Genomic DNA, 19,689 nt, shown 5'->3' on the forward strand with positions numbered 1-19,689 from the left:
ACGTTAACGTCAAGCTCGCGCCTGACCGGCGCACCGTCCACCTACAAAAAAGACAATAGGGGTCGTCATGGATCAACCGAATCAGAGCTACAGCCGTGGCCCACAGGACAAGGCCTTGCTGGCCATGACCATCGGCCAGGCATTTGACCGCACGGTGGCGCAGTACCCGGAGGGCGAGGCCCTGGTGGTGCGCCATCAGCAGCTGCGCTACACCTGGCGGCAGCTGGCCGGAGCCGTGGACCTGCATGCACGCGGGCTGCTGGCGCTGGGGTTGCAGGCCGGGGATCGCCTCGGCATCTGGGCGCCGAACTGTGCCGAGTGGTGCATCAGCCAGGTGGCCAGCGCCAAGCTCGGGGTGATTCTGGTCAACGTCAACCCGGCCTACCGCAGCAGCGAGCTGGAATACGTGCTCAAGCAGTCGGGTTGCCAGTGGTTGATCTGTGCCGGTTCGTTCAAGTCCTCCGACTACCACGGCATGCTGCAGGCGCTGGTGCCGGAACTGGCGGAGCAGGGCATTGGCCAGTTGCACTGTGATCTATTGCCGGAACTGCGCGGGGTGATCAGCCTGGATGCGCGACCGCCCTCGGGGTTCATGCCCTGGTCGCAATTGTCGGCCCTGGGGACGGGGACACCCCCGGAACAATTGCAGCACCGCGAGGCCAGCCTGCACTTCGATCAAGCCGTCAATATCCAGTACACCTCCGGCACCACGGGCTTCCCCAAGGGCGCCACCCTCAGTCACCACAACATCCTCAATAACGGTTACATGGTTGGCGAAAGCCTGGGCCTGACCGCGCAGGATCGCCTGGTGATCCCGGTGCCGCTCTATCATTGCTTTGGCATGGTCATGGGTAACCTGGGCTGCATCACCCATGGCACCACCATGATCTATCCCAATGACGGCTTCGACCCACTGCTGACCCTGACCGCCGTGGCCGAAGAGCGCGCCACCGGCCTGTACGGCGTACCCACGATGTTTATTGCGGTGCTCGATCATCCGCAACGCAGCACGTTCGATCTGTCGAGCCTGCGCACCGGGATCATGGCCGGCTCCACCTGCCCGATAGAGGTGATGCGCCGGGTCATCAGCGACTTGCATATGAGCGAGGTGCAGATTGCCTACGGCATGACCGAGACCAGTCCCGTTTCCCTGCAGACCGGCGCGGATGACGATCTGGAGCGGCGCGTGACCACGGTCGGGCGGACCCAGCCGCAACTGGAAAGCAAAATCATCGACGAGGCCGGTAACACCGTGCCGCGTGGGCAGATTGGCGAGTTGTGTACCCGAGGCTACAGCGTGATGCTCGGCTACTGGAACAACCCTGAAGGCACCCGCGAAGCCATCGACGACGCCGGCTGGATGCACACCGGCGACCTGGCGACCATGGATGAGCAGGGTTATGTGTGCATCGCCGGGCGCAACAAGGACATGATCATTCGCGGTGGCGAGAACGTGTACCCACGGGAGTTGGAGGAGTTCTTCTTCACCCATCCGGCGGTGGCGGATGTGCAGATCATCGGCATTCCCGATGAGCGTTATGGCGAAGAGATCGTGGCCTGGATCAAGTTTCACCCCGGGCACGTGGCCAACGAGCTGGAACTGCAAACCTGGTGCAAGGGGCGCATTGCACACTTCAAGACGCCGAAGCATTTCCGCTTTGTCGAAGAATTTCCGATGACCGTGACGGGGAAGATTCAGAAGTTTCGCATGCGTGAGATCACCATCGAGCAACTGCGTAGCGAAGACTGAGATCTGGCGCCGATCAAAAATGTGGGAGCGGGCAAGCCCGCTCCCACATTTGCCTTTGCATGTACCGCGCAATGGTTTTCACCCAGACAGCACAAAGGGGAGCCGAAGCTCCCCTTTAATTTGTTGTTACGTGCTCTTTTTTTATTATTGAGGGGCGGTCTATTGTTGTTTTTGGCAACCGTGGCCCTTTACCGCTGTTTTTGGCGACCCCCATCCGGGGTCAAGAGCAAACGTATTTTTTTGAGCGCTGATCTGCTTCTTCGCACGCGATCCAACCAGTGGGTAGCTACCTTGAGGTAGTTTTATTGTTCTCTGCCCGGTTGCGAGTGGCGGCTTGCGCCGTACCCTGCGAAGCACATCTTCTCCAAAAAAATCTGTTAGCTGCGTCTCTGCCGTGTTGTTTTTGTTATGTCAGAGTCGTTACGTCTTATTTTTATTAGGTTTGGTGCTTTTTATTCTTGTTATGCCATAGAGATAGCAGAAGCCGTGCCAACTTTTAAAAGTCCTTTAAAATCAATGGTTTGATTTTTTAGTAGGAAATTTACTTCAGAGAATGCGACAAAATATGTTCCCGTGTTACCCGATGTGTAGCCGCGAGGTAACACATCGGAGCAGGAGCGCTACTCAACGGGCGCTACGGGCCTTGGCCACGCGTGAGCCGGTGGGGCGGCCCAGGACCGTACAGATCTGCTGGCCCGCCACAATCAACTTGTCCATGTCGATACCGGTTTCGATGCCCAGGCCGTCGAGCAGGTAGAGCACGTCCTCGGTGGCCACGTTACCGCTGGCGCCCTTGGCATAGGGGCAGCCGCCAAGGCCTGCGATAGAGCTGTCGAACACCTGGATACCCTCCAGCAGGCTGGCGTAGACATTGGCGATGGCCTGGCCGTAGGTGTCATGGAAGTGTCCGGCGAGCTTTGCCCGTGGCACGTCCTTGCCCACTACCTCGAACATGCGCCGCGTAGCGCCTGCGGTGCCGGTGCCGATGGTGTCGCCCAGGGATACTTCATAGCAGCCCATGGAATACAGCTCGCGGGCCACCGCAGCGACTTGCTCCGGGGCGACCTGACCTTCATAGGGGCAACCCAAGACACAGGACACATAGCCGCGCACACTCACGCCGTGCTGTTGTGCCGCCGCCATGATGGGTGCAAAGCGCTCCAGGCTCTCGCTGATGGAGCAGTTGATATTGCGCTGGGAAAACGCCTCGGACGCCGCTGCAAATACTGCGACCTCCTTGACCCCGGCCGCCAGCGCGTCCTCGAAGCCCCGCAGGTTCGGCGCCAACGCGCCATAGATCACGCCCGGCTTGCGCTGGATCTGCGCAAACACTTCGGCCGAGCCGGCCATCTGCGGTACCCACTTGGGCGAGACAAAACTGCCGACTTCGATATAGCCCAGGCCCGCCGCGCTGAGGGCGTCGACCAGTTGCACCTTGTCGGCCACGCTGATGGGCTGGGCTTCGTTTTGCAGACCGTCGCGCGGGCCGACTTCGATCAGGCGCACCTGAGAGGGGAGAGACATGGGATCTACCTTTTTATTGGGGTTGGCCGACCTGGCTCTGGATCGTCTGTTCCAGGGCCTGGGTGCAACGTTCTTCGGCGGTGTCCAGTTCCAGTTTCATCTGCTCGATGTCCAGCAACTGCTGTTCCAACTGCTCACGGCGTTCGCTGATTTTTGCCAGCATGCTGTGCAATTGCTTTTGATTGCCGCTGCTGGGGTCGTAGAGTTCGATCAGTTCGCGGCATTCGGCCAGGGAAAAACCGATGCGCTTGCCCCGCAGGATCAGCTTCAGGCTGACTTTGTCCCGGGGCGAATAGATACGCTCCTGGCCCCGGCGCTCGGGGCGCAGCAGGCCCTGTTCTTCATAGAAACGAATGGCCCGGGTGGTGATGTCCAACTCGCGGGCCAGGTCGGAGATGCTGTAGGTCGTGCTCATGGTGGCGCTCAAGGAGGGTCTTGGCGCTACGCTAATGGCTGCTTGACGTAAACGTCAAGCAAATCACCGCCTACGCGTTATCCAACTTCTTCTCACGCGCCGTAACCTGCTGGCACAACTCGATCATCTGCTCGCGCATCCAGCGGTTGGCGGGGTCCTGGTCAGTGCTTTCATGCCAGTACAGGTGGGTTTCCACCGGCGGCACATCATTGACCGGCAGGTTGAACGAGTGCAGCTCGTTACGCCGTGCAAAGCGCTCGGGCACGGTCATTACCATATCGGTCTGCTGCAACACCTGGGAAGCCATCAGGTAATGCTGGGAGCGCAGGGCGATCTTGCGCTGGATCCCCATTTTGCCGAGGGCCAGGTCGACGTGGCCCAGGCCATTGCGCCGGCTGGAAATATGGATATGGGTCAGCGACAGGTAGTCATCGAGGCTGAACTTTTCCTTGCCCGCCATCGGGTGGCCCTTGCGCATGGCACACACGTAGCGGTCTTCCATCAGCTTGACGTGGCGCACTTGCGGGTCGGTGTTGAGCGGCGCGTCCACTGCGAAATCCAGGCGTCCGGCGGCCAGTTCCTTGGTGGTTTCCCGACGTTTGGACAGGAAACTCTCAATGATCACCGTGGGCGCCAGGCGGCGCAGGCGCTGGAACAGCGGCGGCAGGATCACCGCTTCAGTGAGGTCGGTCATGCTGATGCGGTAGGTCTTGGCCGCTTGCAACGGGTTGAAGATCCGGCTCTCTTGCACCGATACCCGCAGCAACGACAGGGCATTGCGCACCGGGCCAATGATGTTCTGGGCCATGGGGGTCGGCACCATGCCCTGGGCGGTCCGCACGAAGAGCGGGTCGTTGAAGGTCTCACGCAGGCGTGCCAGGGCGTTGGATACGGCCGGCTGGGTGATGCCCACGATCTGTCCGGCACGGGTCAGGTTGGCTTCGGTGTAGATCGCGTCAAAGACGATGAAAAGATTGAGGTCGACCTTGCTCAGATTCATTTCGTTGCGCTCTTCTTGTTAGGTTTTCATACGCCGATCATATATCGGTGATGAATGTTAATACACGCCGAGAATAGGCTAGGTAAATTATCAGCGCTGTTCTAGCATCGTTTGCATGACCTAAACAACCTCTCCAAGAAGGGAGCTGCTCATGGATTTTGCCTATTCGCCCAAGGTTCAGGAACTGCGTGAACGCGTCACCGCGTTTATGGATGCTTACGTTTACCCCGCCGAGCCGGTGTTTGAACGCCAGGTCAGCAAAGGTGACCGCTGGCAGCCCACTGCGATTATGGAAGAGCTCAAGGCCAAGGCTAAGGCTGAAGGCCTGTGGAACCTGTTCCTGCCGGAATCCGAACTGGGCGCTGGCCTGACCAACCTGGAATACGCGCCGCTCGCCGAAATCATGGGCCGCTCCCTGCTGGGGCCGGAGCCGTTCAATTGCTCGGCACCCGACACCGGCAATATGGAAGTGCTGGTGCGCTACGCCAACGAAGAGCAGAAACAACGCTGGCTGGAGCCGCTGCTGCGTGGCGAGATCCGTTCGGCGTTCGCCATGACCGAACCCGATGTGGCGTCTTCCGACGCCACCAACATGGCCGCCCGCGCTGAGCGCCAGGGTGACGAGTGGGTGATCAACGGTAAGAAGTGGTGGACCTCCGGCGCGTGCGACCCGCGCTGCAAGATCCTGATCTTCATGGGCCTGAGCAACCCGGATGCGCCGCGCCACCAGCAGCACTCGATGATCCTGGTACCGGTGGATGCGCCTGGGGTGAAAATCGTCCGGCCGCTGCCGGTGTTCGGCTACGACGACGCGCCCCATGGGCATGCCGAAGTCCTGTTTGACAACGTGCGTGTGCCGTACGAAAACGTCCTGCTGGGTGAAGGCCGCGGCTTTGAAATTGCCCAGGGGCGCCTTGGCCCGGGCCGTATCCATCACTGCATGCGCTCGATTGGCATGGCTGAACGGGCCCTGGAGTTGATGTGCAAGCGTTCGGTCAGCCGCACCGCCTTCGGCAAACCGCTGGCGCGCCTGGGTGGCAATATCGACAAAATCGCCGACTCGCGGATGGAAATCGACATGGCACGCCTGCTGACGTTAAAGGCTGCCTACATGATGGATACGGTCGGCAACAAAGTGGCGAAAAGTGAAATCGCCCAGATCAAGGTCGTGGCGCCGAATGTGGCCCTGAAGGTGATTGACCGGGCGATCCAGATCCATGGCGGTGCCGGGGTCTCCAATGACTTCCCGCTGGCCTACATGTACGCCATGCAACGTACCCTGCGCCTGGCCGACGGCCCGGATGAAGTGCACCGGGCGGCGATTGGCAAGTTCGAGATTGGCAAATATGTGCCTAAAGAACTGATGCGCAGCGGCCAGTAGGACCGAGTCGCCGGTATCTCGGGCAAGCCCGCCCCCACATTGTGATCGCACGCGGTCAGCGTGGGGGCGGGTTTGCCCGCGAGTGCGGTGGGCCAATCCACACCCGTCTTCAGGTTTCAATAAACCCATACCTCCACCCGGCGATTCTTGATCCGCCCCTCATCCACGGTATTCGCCGCTACCGGCATCTCGGCGCCGAAGCCGCGAATATCGCGCAACACCACACCACTTTTGACCAACTCCCGGCGTACCGCCATTGCCCGCAACTTGGACAGCAGGTCGGCGCGTTGCGGATCATCCTTGGCGTCACCAAACCCCACCAGCGTGACACGCTTGTCCCGTTTATCGTGGCTATCTATATAAGCCACCACGCGGGCGAGGTCCTGGCGCGCCTTGTTGTCCAGGCTGGCGCTGCCTTCTTCGAAGCGAAAATTCACCGTCAGGCGCTGCGCCTCGCGGGCAATGGCCTGGTAGTCGGCTGGCATCGGCGCCCGTGGCTGCACGGTGATGGCCTGGACCTGCTGGGCGATAAAGCCATTGGCCGCCACGATGGCCTGGCCTTGGGCGCTCTGGGTAAAGTTCACCAGCGCTTCGGCCCAGGGATTGCTGTTGTTGGGCGGCAGATAGAAAAACAAGCGGCGCGACAGCGGGTAGTCTTCGGTGGCGATCAGGCTGCTCTGCGGCAACATGGCTTGGGAGTCGCCATCGCTGATGGCCACCGCCTTGGCCTGACGCACATAAGGCAGGCCGATAAAGCCAATCCCCTGAGGATCCTGGCTGACTGCATCGGACAATTGCTCGCTCGACTCAAAGCGCTGCGCCGTGCTGTCGAGGGTTTTACCGCGACGGCTGAGCACCAGCTCCTTGAAGGTGTCGTAGGTGCCGGATTGATCATCGCGAGCATACAGGCGGATCTTCCCGCCGCTGCCGCCCAAGGCTTCCCAGGTGCTGATCTCGCCGCTGAAAATCCTCGCCAGTTGTTCGGTGGTCAACACCTGCAGCGGGTTGCGTGGGTGCAGGATGATCGCCAGGCCATCAATCGCGATCACCTGCTCGGCACCGGGGCTTTTCAGGTCACCCAGGGGCTCGAGGTCCACCAGTTCGCGGTCCTTGATCGGGCGTGACGCGGCCGCCAGGTCGGCCGCGGCCTGTTTCAGCGCGGCAAAGCCGGTGCTGGAACCATGGGCGGCGATCTCGACCAGTACCCGCTTGCCTTGGGGGCTGGTGCCGACGAGGCGCTCTTCGTTGGGGCGGGCGGGTGTTTCGCTGTGTACAGCCTTGAGACCCTGTTGCTCCAGCAAACCCCTGACCAGCGCCGGGCCCAACGCCGCGCCAATGGTGTTGGAGCCCTGGATGCGTAAGGCTGGGCCGTGTTCGGGAAAGGGTAGGGGCGTTGCAGAAACTGTAAGAGGAAAAACGCTGCAAAGTGTCAGCAGGTACAGAACGCGCAGCATCATGCCGGCACCTTCTCAAGCCAAAGGACGTGCGGGCAGATTAAGTCAGTAAGGTTGCCAAAATATGACTGACACCCAGCCGGTCCAAATGTGGGAGCAGGCTTACCTGCGAAGGCGGTGTGTCAGTCAACATATCTATCGACTGCCCCAGCGCCATCGCAGGCAAGCCAGCTCCTACATTTTATGGTGTGGTCGCAAAGATCAGCTCAGTTCCAGCCAGATCGGCGCATGGTCCGACGGTTTTTCCAGGCCGCGCAACTCATAGTCCACACCCGCATCCTTGACCCGTGGCAACAGGCCGTTGGAGGCCATGATCAGGTCGATCCGCAGGCCACGCTTGGGTTCGTCTTCAAAGCCGCGGCTGCGGTAATCGAACCAGCTGAAGCGATCCGCCACGTCCGGGTTGAGGTGACGGAAGCTGTCGGTCAGGCCCCAGTTCTTCAGGCGTGCCATCCACTCGCGTTCTTCCGGCAGGAAGCTGCATTTGCCGGTCTTCAGCCAGCGCTTGGCATTGTCGGCACCGATGCCGATGTCGCAATCCTCGGGGGAAATATTCACGTCGCCCATCACCACCAATGCCTGGTCATTGCTGAACTGGCTCTCCAGCAGGTGTTGCAGATCTTCGTAAAAGCGCTGCTTGGCCGGGAATTTGGTCGGGTGGTCGCGGCTTTCGCCCTGGGGGAAATAGCCATTCATGATGGTGATCGGGTTGCCGTGTTCATCGGCGAAGGTGCCCCAGATAAAGCGGCGCTGGGCATCCTCTTCGTCGCTGGCAAAACCCTTGTGCAGGGCCAGCGGTTCCTGGCGCGAGAGCAGGGCGACGCCGTAGTGGCCTTTCTGCCCGTGGTAGTACACGTGATAGCCCAAGGCCTGGACTTCGGCCAGCGGGAACTGCTCGTCGTGGACTTTGGTTTCCTGCAGGCCGATCACGTCGGGTTGATGTTTGTCGATCAGGGCCGCCAGCTGATGAGGCCGGGCGCGCAGCCCGTTGATATTAAAAGAGACGATTTTCATGGTCGGCAGTCCAGTCTGGCAAAAGGGCGATGCTAGCCGACAAGTCGGACGGGGGCCAGCGTGGCGGTAGGACAGATGCGCTGCTAATGTCTCTCAGGGAGCCAATGGCAGGGAACGACTCCGTTGCCCCGGGCTCGTAACAATAAGAGCGCGACCTTTTTGAGTGGCGCCCAGGGGAGATACGACTGATGCCCGACACCTCGACCGCCGTTGCCCAGGTGCACCTGCTTGATAGCGGCTATTCCCGCGAAGCGCGCTCGCTGCTGTACCACGCCTATCGGCATGAGCCGACCTTTGCCTACCTGTTCGAAGCTGAACGCTCAGGGTACGAGCAGCGGGTCCGCGCGACGGTGCGCGAGCTGGTCAAGCAGCACTTTCTCCAGGAACTGCCGGCCATCGGCCTGCTGGTCAATGACCGCCTGATCGGCATCGCCCTGATTGCCCCGCCGCAACGGCGCCTGGGCATCACGGAAAGCTGGGCCTGGCAATTGCGCATGTGGCTGAGCACCGGTTTCAGGTGCACCCGGCGCTACCTCGAATACCACCAGGCGGTGCTGGCGTGCCTGCCATCGGAGTCGGTGCATGTGCTGCCGCTGCTGGGGGTCCACCCGCAATTCCAGGGCAAGCATTACGGCGAACAACTGCTGGAAGCCGTGCATAACTGGTGCGCCGAAGACCCGCATTCACAAGGGGTGGTGCTGGATACCGGCAATCCGCTGTACCTAGAGTTCTACAAACGCCAGGGGTATGCCGAAGTGGCAGAGGTGGCTGTAGGACCCATTCTGGAGCATGTGTTTTTTCACCCGAATCCCCAGGTGTTACAACCTGCAACGCCTTAACCCAGAATTATTCAGACAATTCCAGGTTCTAAGGTGCTCCTCAGCTCGTGTAGCATCCGCGCCTATGAAGTTTCCAAATAAAATTACCAGCGGCTTGATCCTGCTGTTCACAAGCTGCGGCGCCTTGGCACAAAGCGAACTGGACGTGCGGGTCAAGCCTTCAAACGATGCGCTGAAGGCCAATATCGAAGGCTATATCGGCGGGGTTGGCGAGCGTGACGAAGAGGCCTTGCAGCGCTTCAGTCGCGGTGCCGAGGAGCAGGCGCGCAAGGCCGCCCAGGCACTGGGCTTTTATCAGCCGCAGATTGCCAGTGAGGTAAAGCCCGGCAAGAATCCGCGCCTGTTCCTCAGCATCGACCCCGGCGAACCGGTGCATTTACGCAATGTCACGATTCGCGTCGACGGCCCGGCGGCCGAGCTCAAATCCTTCCGTGTGCCCGACAGCAAAGACCTCAAGTCCGGCGCCGTACTCAACCATGGCCATTACGAAGACGCCAAGCGCCTGATCCAGAACCAGGCCTCGCGCTTCGGCTATTTCAGTGGCCGCTTCACTCGTCAGACACTGTCCGTCGACCCCCAGGCGGGCGTGGCCGATATCGAACTGGTCTACGACAGCGGCCCGCGCTACACCCTCGGCAAGGTCAACTTTGCCGGCGATACCCCCTTTGATGAAGAGCTGTTGCAACGCATGGTGCCGTTCAAGAGTGGCGCGCCCTACGATTCCGAACTGATCGCCGAACTGAACCAGGCCCTGCAATCGAGCGGCTATTTCGAGGGCGTGCGCGTGGATGCCGCCCCGGCAGCGGCGGCCAATGATGTGATCCCGGTGGCGGTCCAACTGGAAACCCGTAAACCGCGTACCATGGGCCTGGGCCTGGGTTTTTCCACTGACGTCGGCCCGCGTGGCAAGGCCAACTGGACACGGCACTGGGTCAACCCCCAGGGGCACAGCTATGGCTGGGAGGCCGAGTTGTCGGCGCCCCGGCAGAACGTCGGCCTGTGGTACGACATTCCCCTTGATCCGCCGCTCACCGACAAGCTGCGTTTTGCCGGCGGCTATCAGAATGAAGAGCTGGCCAATACCGACACCCTCAGCAAGCTGCTCACCCTCGGCCCGGAATGGCACAGCAAATTGCCCAGCGGCTGGACACGGGTGATCTCGCTCAAATGGCAGCGCGAAGAATATCGCCTGGGGGACGACTCCGGCTTGAGCAATTTGCTGATGCCCGGTATCAGCTATTCCTACCTGCGCAGCGATAACCGCATCGACCCGCATAATGGCTATCGCCTGCAGTTCGATACCAAGGTGGCCAAGGAAGGGCTGGGCTCTGACACCAACCTGCTGTACGGCACTGCGATGATCAAGGGCTTGACCACCGTGTGGGACAAGCACCGTTTCCTCGGCCGCGCGCAGTTTGGCGGCAGCGCCACCAACGGCTACAAGTCGGTGCCGCCGTCCCTGCGTTTCTTTGCCGGTGGCGACCAAAGTGTGCGTGGCTATGAGTACCAGACCCTGTCCCCGGAAAACAACAAGGGCGACCGCATCGGTGGCCGCTACATGGTGGCCTTGAGCGCCGAGTATCAATATTCCATCGCCGAAAAATGGCGGATCGCGACCTTTGTCGACCAGGGCAACTCCTTTAACACCCTTGAGTTGCCAAGCCTGAAAACCGGGGTCGGCGTCGGCGTGCGCTGGGTGTCTCCGGTCGGCCCGATTCGTCTTGACCTGGCCCATGCCCTGGAAGATCCGGGCGGCATTCGTTTGCACTTTTCCATGGGGCCTGAGCTGTGAAGCGTGGTTTGAAAATAGCGGGTCTGAGTGTGGCAGCGGTCGTTGCCTTGGTGCCGCTGGCGGTGTGGAGCGTACTGGGTACGCAAGTCGGCAGTCGCTGGGCCCTCGGCCAAGTCCCGGGGTTGAGCGTGGAAAACTTCCAGGGCCGTTTGGGTGGGCAATGGAGCGCCGACCAGGTGCTGTGGCAACAAGACAGCAGCCGCGTAGAGCTCAATGCCCCCAAATTCGACTGGTCGCCGGCGTGCCTGCTGCGCATGACCCTGTGCATCCGGCAACTGGACGTGGAGCAGATCAGCCTGCAATTGCCACCCAGCACCGAAGACAGCAGCGGCCCGATTACCCTGCCGGACTTGAACCTGCCCGTGGCGATCGAACTGGGCGACGTGCGCGTCGGCAGCCTGCTGTTCAACGGCAGCGAAGAACTCAAGGGCCTGCAATTGGCCGCGCACTGGACAGCCGAGGGCATGCAGATCAACGCGGTACATCTGCAACGTGACGACCTGGTGCTGGATCTCAGCGGTATGCTGCACCCCGCGGGCGATTGGCCGTTGACCGTGACTGGCAACCTGAGCCTGCCCTATGCCCCGGGCGGCGCGCCGTGGACGGTGGCGCTGAACGTGACCGGTGATCTGCTCAAGACCCTCAAGCTCGACGCCGACAGCACGGGCTACCTGCCGGCCAAACTTAGCGGCGAGCTGCAACCCCTGGTCGAGAACCTGCCAGCAGAGTTGCGCATCACCGCCGATGGCTTCAAACCTGCCGCCGACTTGCCGGACACCTTGCAGCTCAACCAACTGGACCTGACTGCCAAGGGCGACCTGGGCAAGGGCTATCAGTTGCTGGGCAAGGCTGTATTACCCGCAGAAAAGGGCCCGGTTGACCTGTTGCTGCAAGGCCGGGTCGATGCCAAGGGCGCGCAGCTCGCCGGCCTGGACCTGAATGCCGGGGACAAGCAAAGCCTCAAGCTCAGCGCCCAACTGGATTGGCAGCAGGGCTTCAGCGCAGACGCAAAAATCGACTGGCTGGACTTCCCCTGGCATCGCCTGTATCCGCTGATTGACGAGCCGCAAGTGGTGCTACGCACCTTCAACGGTGAAGTGTCCTATAAGGACGGCAACTACCTGGGCAATCTCAAGGCCGACCTCGATGGCCCGGCCGGCAAATTCAGCCTGGTCACGCCGTTCAGTGGCGACCTCAAGCAAGTGTTCCTGCCCGAGCTGAAATTGACCGCTGGCCAGGGCAAGGCCGAAGGGCACTTGAACCTGCAATTTGCCGAGGGCATCGCCTGGGATACGGCGCTGGACCTGTCGGCGTTGAACCCGGCGTACTGGGTCGCAGAGTTGCCCGGTACCCTGGCCGGGCCGCTGCGCAGCAAGGGCGAGTTCAAGAACGAACAACTCAAGCTCAACGCCGACCTTGACCTCAAGGGCCGCTTGCGCGGCCAAACGGCGGTGCTGGCCGCCAAGGCCGAAGGCGCGGGCGAGCAGTGGACCCTGGCCAACCTGGATATCCGCCTGGGTGACAACCGCATCAATGGCAGCGGCAGCCTGCAACAGCGCCTGGCCGGGCAGATCGATATCAAGCTCGCACGCCTGGCCCAGCTGTGGCCGCAGCTGCGTGGGCAGGTCAACGGTCGACTCGATGTGGCCGGTACTCTAAAGGCGCCCCAGGGCAAGCTCGACCTCAAGGGCCAGCAACTGGTGTTTGAAGATAACCGCCTGCAAGCCCTCACCCTGGACGCCACGCTTGATAACGCACAACGGGCGAAGATCGACCTCAAGGGCACCGGCATCCAGGCCGGGGATACCCAGCTCGGTACCTTGACCGCCAGCGCCCAGGGCGACATCAAAAACCAGAAAGTCCAACTGGACCTCATGGGCCCCCTGGTCAAACTGGCCCTGGCCCTGGACGGCACGCTCGACAAGGGTAACTGGCGCGGGCGCCTGGCCAGTGGCGAGGTGCAGGCCGGGGGCCAGGACTGGAAGCTGCAGGCCCCGGCGAAAATCGAGCGCATGGCCGATGGCAAGCTGACCTTCGCTGCCCATTGCTGGGTCTCCGGGCCCGCCAGCCTGTGTGGCGAAGACCAGCGACTGATGCCCGATCCCAAGCTGCGTTATCACCTCAAGCAGTTCCCCATCGACAGCCTGGCGCAGTGGCTGCCCAAGGATTTCGCCTGGCAAGGCAAACTCAACGCCGATATCCAGCTCGACCTGCCGGCCAGCGGCCCTAAAGGCCTGATCGCGGTGGATGCCAGTGGCGGCACGTTGCGGGTCAAGGACAAGGACCAGTGGCTGGACTTCCCCTACGACACCCTCAAACTGGACACCACGCTCAACCCCACGCGCATTGATACCCAGCTGAATTTCCGCGGTGGCAAGCTCGGCGAGTTGCTGCTGCAGGCGCAGATCAACCCGCTGGCGAAAAACAAGCCGATCTCCGGCAACTTCAGCCTTACCGGCCTGGACCTGGCGGTAGCGCGGCCGTTTGTGCCGATGGTGGAAAAACTCAATGGCAAGCTCAATGGCAGCGGGCGCATCTCCGGCGGCTTGTTGGCGCCGCAGGTCAACGGCAACGTCAACCTGATCGCCGGCGAGATTTCCGGGCCCGAACTGCCCATCAGCCTTGAAGGCCTGAACGTGCAGGCCCTGATCGCCGGCGAAAGCGTGCAGCTCAACGGCGGCTGGCGCAGTGGCAAGGCCGGGCAGGGCAGCCTCAAGGGGCAGATCGACTGGGGCCGGGCCCTGGCCGTTGACCTCAGCCTGCAAGGCTCGCAATTGCCGGTCACGGTCGAGCCCTACGCCGAACTGGAAGTGGCGCCTGACTTGAAGATCACGCTCAAGGACGACAAGTTGGCGATTGCCGGCAATGTGCACATCCCGCGCGGTGATATCACTGTGCGCGAACTGCCGCCATCGACGGTCAAGGTCTCGGATGACACGGTGATCGTCGGCAGCCAGACCGAAGAGGGTAAGCCGCCGATGGCCATCGCCATGGACATCAACGTGGTCGTGGGCGAGGACCAGCTCAACTTTGCCGGTTTCGGCCTGACCGCCAAGGTCCAGGGCCAGGTGCATATCGGCGATAACCTGGACACCCGTGGCGAGCTGTGGCTCAACGACGGGCGCTACCGCGCCTATGGCCAGAGGCTGGATGTGCGGCGTGCGCGCCTGCTGTTCGCCGGGCCGCTGGACCAGCCATACCTGGATATCGAAGCCATCCGCAAGACCAACGACGTGATCGCCGGTATCCGCCTGAGCGGCAGTGCCGAGCAGCCGACCACGCAGATTTTCTCGGAGCCGGCCATGAGCCAGGAGCAGGCGCTGTCCTACCTGGTGCTGGGCCGTCCGTTGAGCACCACCGGCGAAGACAACAATATGCTGGCGCAAGCGGCACTGGGCCTGGGCTTGATGGGCAGTGCCGGCGTGACCTCGGACATTGCCAAGAACCTGGGGATCCAGGACTTTGAGCTGGACACCCAGGGCAGCGGCACCAACACGGCAGTGGTGGCCAGCGGCAAGATCACCGAGAAACTCAGCCTGCGTTACGGGGTCGGGGTGTTCGAACCGGCCAGCACCATTGCCTTGCGTTACCTGCTGAGCAAGAGGGTGTACCTGGAAGTGGCCAGCGGCGTGGCCAGTTCATTGGATATCTTCTACAAGCGGGATTTCTGACGGTTAAAGGCACATCAAATGGTGGGAGCTGGCTTGCCAGTTCCCACCATTTTTTTGGGGTGCATTCAGCGCCTGATTACCAAGCAACCTAACTATTTATTTGACATTCGCTGCCTAGGCAGTAATATTTCGTCACACATTCACTGCCTAGGCAGTAATAAGGTGACTCCCGATGGAACACTTCACCCCGGAAAACTTCCATAACTGCCATCTCGGGCTGTTGCTGGGGCGCGCCGCGATTCTCAAGGACCGCATCATCGACACCCATATGGAACCCCACGGCATCACTGCCGCGCAGTTCAAGGTGTTGATCATCATGGCCCAGTTCGGCGTCGATACCCCGGCGGAGCTGTGCCGCAACCTGTCCCTGGACAGTGGCTCGATGACTCGCATGCTCGACCGCCTGGAGCAAAAAGACCTGCTGGCGCGCAAGCGCTCCGAGCAGGACCGGCGCCAGGTGCAACTGGTGCTGACTGCAGAAGGCCAGCGCCTGGCGGACATGCTGCCGCAGATCGGCGCCCAGGCCCTGAACCAGTTGGCTGGCGCACTCGAACCGGGGGAGTTGCAGACCCTGGAGCACATCCTGAAGAAAATCCTGATCGCTGCGGGTGATCCCATCACGTTGCAGCGGGTCGGGACTCAATGAACACGCCAGTCACGCGCGCTGAATAACGCAAGGTACTTGTCATGGCTACTGCCCAAGCAAACAACACCGCACACTCCCAACCCAACGACGGCAACCCGCGCAAACGCAAAATCATGTTGCTGGGCCTGGCGCTGATCGTCGTCCTTTGCGTCCTGGGCGTGTGGGGCTGGCACGAGCTGTATGGCCGTTGGAGCGAAAGTACCGACGATGCGTACGTGAATGGCAACGTGGTGGAAATCACCCCGCTGGTCACCGGTACCGTGGTCAGCATTGGCGCCGACGATGGCGACCTGGTCCACGAAGGCCAGGTGCTGATCAACTTCGACCCCAACGACGCCGCCGTCGGCCTGCAAAGTGCCCAGGCCAACCTGGCGCGCACGGTACGCCAGGTGCGTGGCTTGTACAGCAATGTGGATGGCATGAAAGCCCAGGTACAGGCGCAAAAAGCCCAGGTGCAAACCGCCCAGGACAACTTCAACCGCCGCAGAATCCTCGCCCAGGGCGGCGCGATTTCCCTGGAAGAACTGTCCCACGCCCGCGACGCCCTGAGTGCGGCGAGCAACTCACTGGCCAACCTGCAACAGCAACTCAATACCTCCACTGCGTTGGTGGATGACACGGTGATTTCGTCCCACCCGGATGTGCAGGCCGCTGCCGCGCAACTGCGCCAGGCCTACCTGACCAATGCGCGCAGCACCCTGATCGCACCGGTCACCGGCTACGTCGCCAAGCGCACCGTGCAACTGGGCCAGCGGGTCGAGCCGGGTACCGCGTTGATGGCGGTGATTCCCCTGGACCAACTTTGGATCGACGCCAACTTCAAGGAAACCCAACTGCGCCAGATGCGCATTGGCCAGCCGGTGGATATCGAGGCCGATCTCTACGGCAGCGACGTGAAGTACAGCGGCACCGTCGACAGCCTCGGCGCCGGTACCGGCAGCGCCTTTGCCTTGCTGCCGGCCCAGAACGCCACCGGCAACTGGATCAAGATCGTGCAGCGGGTTCCGGTGCGCATCCATATCAATGCCCAGGAGTTGGCCCAGCACCCGTTGCGGGTGGGCTTGTCGACCCAGGTGGAAGTCAATCTGCACGACCAGAGTGGCCCGGTACTGGCGCAACAACCGCCGCAAAAAGCCTCGTTCACCACCACCGTGTATGACCGCCAGTTGGCCGAGGCCGACGCGATGATCACCCAGTTGATCCATGACAACAGCGTGGCCGCGCCCAAGGCAGCACAACGCTGATGAGCAATAACGCCTCGTTTACGCCACCCAGCTTGCTGATGGCCACCATTGGCCTGTCCCTGGCGACCTTTATGCAGGTGCTCGACACCACTATCGCCAACGTGGCGCTGCCGACCATTTCCGGCAACCTGGGGGTGAGTTCGGAGCAGGGCACCTGGGTCATCACCTCTTTTGCCGTAAGCAATGCCATTGCGCTGCCATTGACCGGCTGGTTGAGCCGGCGCTTTGGTGAGGTGAAGCTGTTTTTGTGGGCGACCGTCCTGTTTGTGCTGGCCTCGTTCCTGTGTGGTGTCTCCACCTCGATGCCCGAGTTGATCGGCTTTCGCGTGCTGCAAGGCTTGGTGGCGGGCCCGTTGTATCCAATGACCCAAACCTTGCTGATTGCGGTCTATCCCCCCGCCAGGCGCGGCATGGCCTTGGCGTTGCTGGCAATGGTCACGGTGGTCGCGCCCATTGCCGGGCCTATTCTCGGCGGCTGGATTACCGACAGCTACAGCTGGCCGTGGATCTTCTTTATCAACGTGCCCATCGGGATATTTGCGGTGATGGTGGTGCGTGCGCAGCTCAAGAAACGCCCGGTGGTCACCAGTCATCAGCCGATGGACTATGTCGGGCTGCTGAGCTTGATCGTCGGGGTCGGTGCCTTGCAGATCATCCTCGACAAGGGCAATGACCTGGACTGGTTCGAATCCAATTTCATCATCATCGGCGCGGCCATTTCGGTGATCGCCCTGGCGGTGTTTGTGATCTGGGAAATGACCGACAAGCACCCGGTGGTCAACCTGCGCCTGTTCGCCCATCGCAACTTCCGCATCGGCACCATCGTCTTGGTGCTGGGCTACGCCGGGTTCTTTGGTATCAACCTGATCCTGCCGCAATGGCTGCAGACGCAGATGGGCTACACCGCGACCTGGGCCGGGCTGGCGGTGGCGCCGATCGGCATCCTGCCGGTGCTGATGTCGCCCTTTGTCGGCAAGTACGCGCACAAGTTCGACTTGCGGCTGCTGGCCGGCCTGGCGTTCCTGGCGATCGGCCTGAGCTGCTTCATGCGCGCCGGCTTCACCAATGAAGTGGACTTCCAGCATATCGCCCTGGTGCAGCTGTTCATGGGCATCGGCGTGGCGCTGTTCTTTATGCCGACCTTGAGCATCCTGATGTCCGACCTGCCGCCGCACCAGATCGCCGACGGCGCAGGCCTGGCGACCTTCCTGCGGACCCTGGGCGGCAGCTTTGCGGCATCGCTCACCACCTGGATCTGGATTCGCCGCGCGGACCAGCACCATACCTATATGAGCGAGAGTATGAGCGTGTACGACTCGGCTACCCGCGATGCGCTGAACACCCTGGGCGGTGCGGGGCACAAGGCCTACGCGCAACTGGACCAGATCCTCACCAGCCAGGCGTACATGATGTCCACCGTGGATTACTTCACGCTGCTGGGGTGGATGTTCATGGGCTTGATCCTGTTGGTGTGGCTGGCCAAGCCGCCGTTTACTGCGAAGGCGGGGCCGGCGGCATCAGGGCACTGATCTTGACGTGTTCGCGGTTAAAAATGTGGGAGCGGGCTTGCTCGCGATAGCGGTGTGTCAGTCACCTAAATTGTCGACTGACACGCCGCTATCGCGAGCAAGCCCGCTCCCACATTTGCTTCGTGTTGTTTGCAAGTCAGGCGCCAGGCAACGCCAACTGCGGATTGATGAAGTCAAACGCCGCCAGTTGAAACCCTTGCTCATCCACCTGCAACGCCCAACCCTGCTTGTCCCAATCCCCCAGCACAATGCGCTTGGCCGCCTGCTCGCCAATCTGCAACTTGTGAATGGCCGGGCGGTGGGTGTGGCCGTGGACCAGGGTGCGCACGCCGAAGGCTTGCATCACCCGTGGCACTTCCTCGGGCGTTACATCGACAATATCGTTGGCCTTCATGCGTACCTGGGCACGGCTTTCGCTGCGCAGCTTGTGCGCCAGTTTATGGCGGGTGCGCAAGGGCAGGTGGCACAGGATAAACAGCACGATGGGATTACGCAGGATGCGCCGCAGCTTCATATAGCCGAGGTCGCGGGTACACAGGCTGTCGCCGTGCATCAACAGCACGGGCTCGCCATACAGCTGCACGACGGTAGGGTCCTTGAGCAACGTTGCGCCTGCGGCTTTGCAGAACGCCTTGCCGATCAGGAAATCCCGGTTGCCGTGCATCAGGAATACTTGGGTGCCACTGTCGCTCAGCTCACGTAGAGCCGCGCAAATCGAACGCTGGAACGGGGTCATGCCATCGTCACCAATCCAGGCTTCGAAAAAGTCCCCCAGGATGTACAACGCTTGCGCGCCACGGGCGCGGCCGTGGAGTAAATCCAGAAACGCCCGGGTAATGTCCGGGCGCTCCTCTTCCAGATGCAAGTCTGAAATCAGCAATATCACGCAACGATCTCGGCTTTCTCGATGATCACGTCTTCTGCTGGTACGTCCTGGTGACCGCTTTTCGTAGTGGTGGAAACACCCTTGATCTTGTCCACGACGTCGGTGCCTTCGGTGACTTTACCGAATACCGCGTAGCCCCAACCCTGTACGGTCTTGGCGCTGTGGTTGAGGAAACCGTTGTCAGCCACGTTGATGAAGAACTGCGCGGAGGCCGAATGCGGCTCCATGGTACGGGCCATGGCGACGGTGTACTTGTCGTTGGAAAGACCGTTGTCCGCTTCGTTCTGGATGCTTGGACGCTTGTCTTTCTTTTCTTTCATGCCAGGCTCGAAACCGCCGCCCTGGACCATGAAGTTGCCGATGACACGGTGGAAAACAGTGTTTTCGTAGTGGCCGGCGTTAACGTACTCGATGAAGTTGGCGACGGTGATCGGCGCTTTCTCGGCGTTCAGCTCGATGACGATGTCACCGTGGTTGGTGGTCAGTTTGACTTGAGTCATGTTCATTACTCTTTTCAGGGAATTCGTGGGTTCGGACGCCTGGG

15 protein-coding genes are annotated in these 19,689 nt (G+C 61.2%); 8 read left to right on the plus strand and 7 right to left on the minus strand.

The features are described 5' to 3' along the window. Positions 1–67: 67 nt before the first annotated feature. On the plus strand, positions 68–1,750 hold the full coding sequence (locus HBR93_RS22150) for an AMP-binding protein (RefSeq protein ID WP_115128492.1): 1,683 nt from the start codon (positions 68–70) through the stop codon (positions 1,748–1,750). Positions 1,751–2,374: 624 nt separating this feature from the next. Here HBR93_RS22150 and HBR93_RS22155 read toward each other — a convergent pair. The 3 genes from HBR93_RS22155 to HBR93_RS22165 all read right to left on the minus strand — a co-directional run bounded on the left by HBR93_RS22155 (position 2,375) and on the right by HBR93_RS22165 (position 4,689). After that, positions 2,375–3,274 (minus strand): hydroxymethylglutaryl-CoA lyase, encoded by a 900-nt coding sequence (locus HBR93_RS22155; protein WP_057441558.1) that lies wholly within the window; start codon positions 3,272–3,274, stop codon positions 2,375–2,377. Between the two features lie 13 nt (positions 3,275–3,287). Continuing rightward, positions 3,288–3,689 carry a MerR family DNA-binding transcriptional regulator gene (locus tag HBR93_RS22160; protein WP_057960037.1) on the minus strand — a complete coding sequence of 134 codons (402 nt, stop codon included), beginning with the start codon at positions 3,687–3,689 and terminating at the stop codon, positions 3,288–3,290. A gap of 70 nt (positions 3,690–3,759) precedes the next feature. After that, positions 3,760–4,689 carry a LysR family transcriptional regulator gene (locus HBR93_RS22165; protein ID WP_057960036.1) on the minus strand — a complete coding sequence of 310 codons (930 nt, stop codon included), beginning with the start codon at positions 4,687–4,689 and terminating at the stop codon, positions 3,760–3,762. A 151-nt stretch (positions 4,690–4,840) separates the two neighbouring features. Here HBR93_RS22165 and HBR93_RS22170 point away from each other — a divergent pair, with 151 nt between their 5' ends. Further along, positions 4,841–6,070 (plus strand): acyl-CoA dehydrogenase, encoded by a 1,230-nt coding sequence (locus tag HBR93_RS22170; RefSeq protein ID WP_115128491.1) that lies wholly within the window; start codon positions 4,841–4,843, stop codon positions 6,068–6,070. Positions 6,071–6,186: 116 nt separating this feature from the next. Here the strand turns inward: HBR93_RS22170 and HBR93_RS22175 are convergent, their stop codons facing one another. Then, a complete protein-coding gene (locus HBR93_RS22175) occupies positions 6,187–7,527 on the minus strand; it encodes a phosphate ABC transporter substrate-binding/OmpA family protein (RefSeq protein WP_115128490.1) in 1,341 nt (446 codons plus the stop codon). A 198-nt stretch (positions 7,528–7,725) separates the two neighbouring features. After that, on the minus strand, positions 7,726–8,538 hold the full coding sequence (gene xthA / locus HBR93_RS22180) for an exodeoxyribonuclease III (RefSeq protein WP_057441571.1): 813 nt from the start codon (positions 8,536–8,538) through the stop codon (positions 7,726–7,728). A gap of 188 nt (positions 8,539–8,726) precedes the next feature. On the opposite strand from xthA, the gene HBR93_RS22185 reads away from it, so the two are divergent. From HBR93_RS22185 to HBR93_RS22210, 6 genes are all read left to right on the plus strand, one after another. Beyond that, complete coding sequence (locus tag HBR93_RS22185) at positions 8,727–9,377, plus strand: GNAT family N-acetyltransferase (RefSeq protein ID WP_057441572.1); 651 nt, start codon at positions 8,727–8,729, stop codon at positions 9,375–9,377. A 64-nt stretch (positions 9,378–9,441) separates the two neighbouring features. Next, positions 9,442–11,169: an autotransporter assembly complex family protein gene (locus HBR93_RS22190; protein WP_169961075.1), complete on the plus strand. Its 1,728-nt coding sequence runs from the start codon at positions 9,442–9,444 to the stop codon at positions 11,167–11,169. Then, on the plus strand, positions 11,166–14,840 hold the full coding sequence (locus HBR93_RS22195; RefSeq protein ID WP_169961076.1) for a translocation/assembly module TamB domain-containing protein: 3,675 nt from the start codon (positions 11,166–11,168) through the stop codon (positions 14,838–14,840). Before HBR93_RS22190 ends, HBR93_RS22195 begins: the two co-directional genes overlap by 4 nt. Positions 14,841–15,012: 172 nt before the next feature. Then, positions 15,013–15,486 carry a MarR family transcriptional regulator gene (locus HBR93_RS22200; protein ID WP_057441577.1) on the plus strand — a complete coding sequence of 158 codons (474 nt, stop codon included), beginning with the start codon at positions 15,013–15,015 and terminating at the stop codon, positions 15,484–15,486. Between the two features lie 41 nt (positions 15,487–15,527). Next, the gene (locus tag HBR93_RS22205) at positions 15,528–16,730 is read left to right on the plus strand and encodes an HlyD family efflux transporter periplasmic adaptor subunit (protein WP_115128488.1); all 1,203 of its coding nucleotides are present in this window, start codon (positions 15,528–15,530) and stop codon (positions 16,728–16,730) included. After that, the gene (locus tag HBR93_RS22210) at positions 16,730–18,259 is read left to right on the plus strand and encodes a DHA2 family efflux MFS transporter permease subunit (protein ID WP_169961077.1); all 1,530 of its coding nucleotides are present in this window, start codon (positions 16,730–16,732) and stop codon (positions 18,257–18,259) included. Before HBR93_RS22205 ends, HBR93_RS22210 begins: the two co-directional genes overlap by 1 nt. A gap of 136 nt (positions 18,260–18,395) precedes the next feature. On the opposite strand, the gene lpxH is transcribed toward HBR93_RS22210, so the two are convergent. Both lpxH and HBR93_RS22220 read right to left on the minus strand, forming a co-directional pair. Next, a complete protein-coding gene (gene lpxH, locus HBR93_RS22215) occupies positions 18,396–19,145 on the minus strand; it encodes a UDP-2,3-diacylglucosamine diphosphatase (protein WP_115128487.1) in 750 nt (249 codons plus the stop codon). Next, positions 19,142–19,645 carry a peptidylprolyl isomerase gene (locus HBR93_RS22220; protein WP_057441582.1) on the minus strand — a complete coding sequence of 168 codons (504 nt, stop codon included), beginning with the start codon at positions 19,643–19,645 and terminating at the stop codon, positions 19,142–19,144. The genes lpxH and HBR93_RS22220 overlap by 4 nt, the downstream gene beginning before the upstream one ends. Between the last annotated feature and the right edge of the window lie 44 nt (positions 19,646–19,689).

Source organism: Pseudomonas sp. WS 5411 (assembly GCF_012985595.1).
GTDB lineage: Bacteria > Pseudomonadota > Gammaproteobacteria > Pseudomonadales > Pseudomonadaceae > Aquipseudomonas > Aquipseudomonas shahriarae.

Bases quoted from the DNA above. Each gene is read 5' to 3' on its own strand.
- HBR93_RS22205 (WP_115128488.1), top strand. From the start codon at position 15,528: ATGGCTACTGCCCAAGCAAACAACACCGCACACTCCCAACCCAACGAC.
- HBR93_RS22200 (WP_057441577.1), top strand. From the start codon at position 15,013: ATGGAACACTTCACCCCGGAAAACTTCCATAACTGCCATCTCGGGCTG.
- HBR93_RS22165 (WP_057960036.1), bottom strand. From the start codon at position 4,689: ATGAATCTGAGCAAGGTCGACCTCAATCTTTTCATCGTCTTTGACGCG.
- HBR93_RS22220 (WP_057441582.1), bottom strand. From the start codon at position 19,645: ATGACTCAAGTCAAACTGACCACCAACCACGGTGACATCGTCATCGAG.
- HBR93_RS22155 (WP_057441558.1), bottom strand. From the start codon at position 3,274: ATGTCTCTCCCCTCTCAGGTGCGCCTGATCGAAGTCGGCCCGCGCGAC.
- HBR93_RS22210 (WP_169961077.1), top strand. From the start codon at position 16,730: ATGAGCAATAACGCCTCGTTTACGCCACCCAGCTTGCTGATGGCCACC.
- HBR93_RS22175 (WP_115128490.1), bottom strand. From the start codon at position 7,527: ATGATGCTGCGCGTTCTGTACCTGCTGACACTTTGCAGCGTTTTTCCT.
- HBR93_RS22185 (WP_057441572.1), top strand. From the start codon at position 8,727: ATGCCCGACACCTCGACCGCCGTTGCCCAGGTGCACCTGCTTGATAGC.
- HBR93_RS22150 (WP_115128492.1), top strand. From the start codon at position 68: ATGGATCAACCGAATCAGAGCTACAGCCGTGGCCCACAGGACAAGGCC.
- HBR93_RS22160 (WP_057960037.1), bottom strand. From the start codon at position 3,689: ATGAGCACGACCTACAGCATCTCCGACCTGGCCCGCGAGTTGGACATC.
- HBR93_RS22170 (WP_115128491.1), top strand. From the start codon at position 4,841: ATGGATTTTGCCTATTCGCCCAAGGTTCAGGAACTGCGTGAACGCGTC.
- HBR93_RS22190 (WP_169961075.1), top strand. From the start codon at position 9,442: ATGAAGTTTCCAAATAAAATTACCAGCGGCTTGATCCTGCTGTTCACA.
- xthA (WP_057441571.1), bottom strand. From the start codon at position 8,538: ATGAAAATCGTCTCTTTTAATATCAACGGGCTGCGCGCCCGGCCTCAT.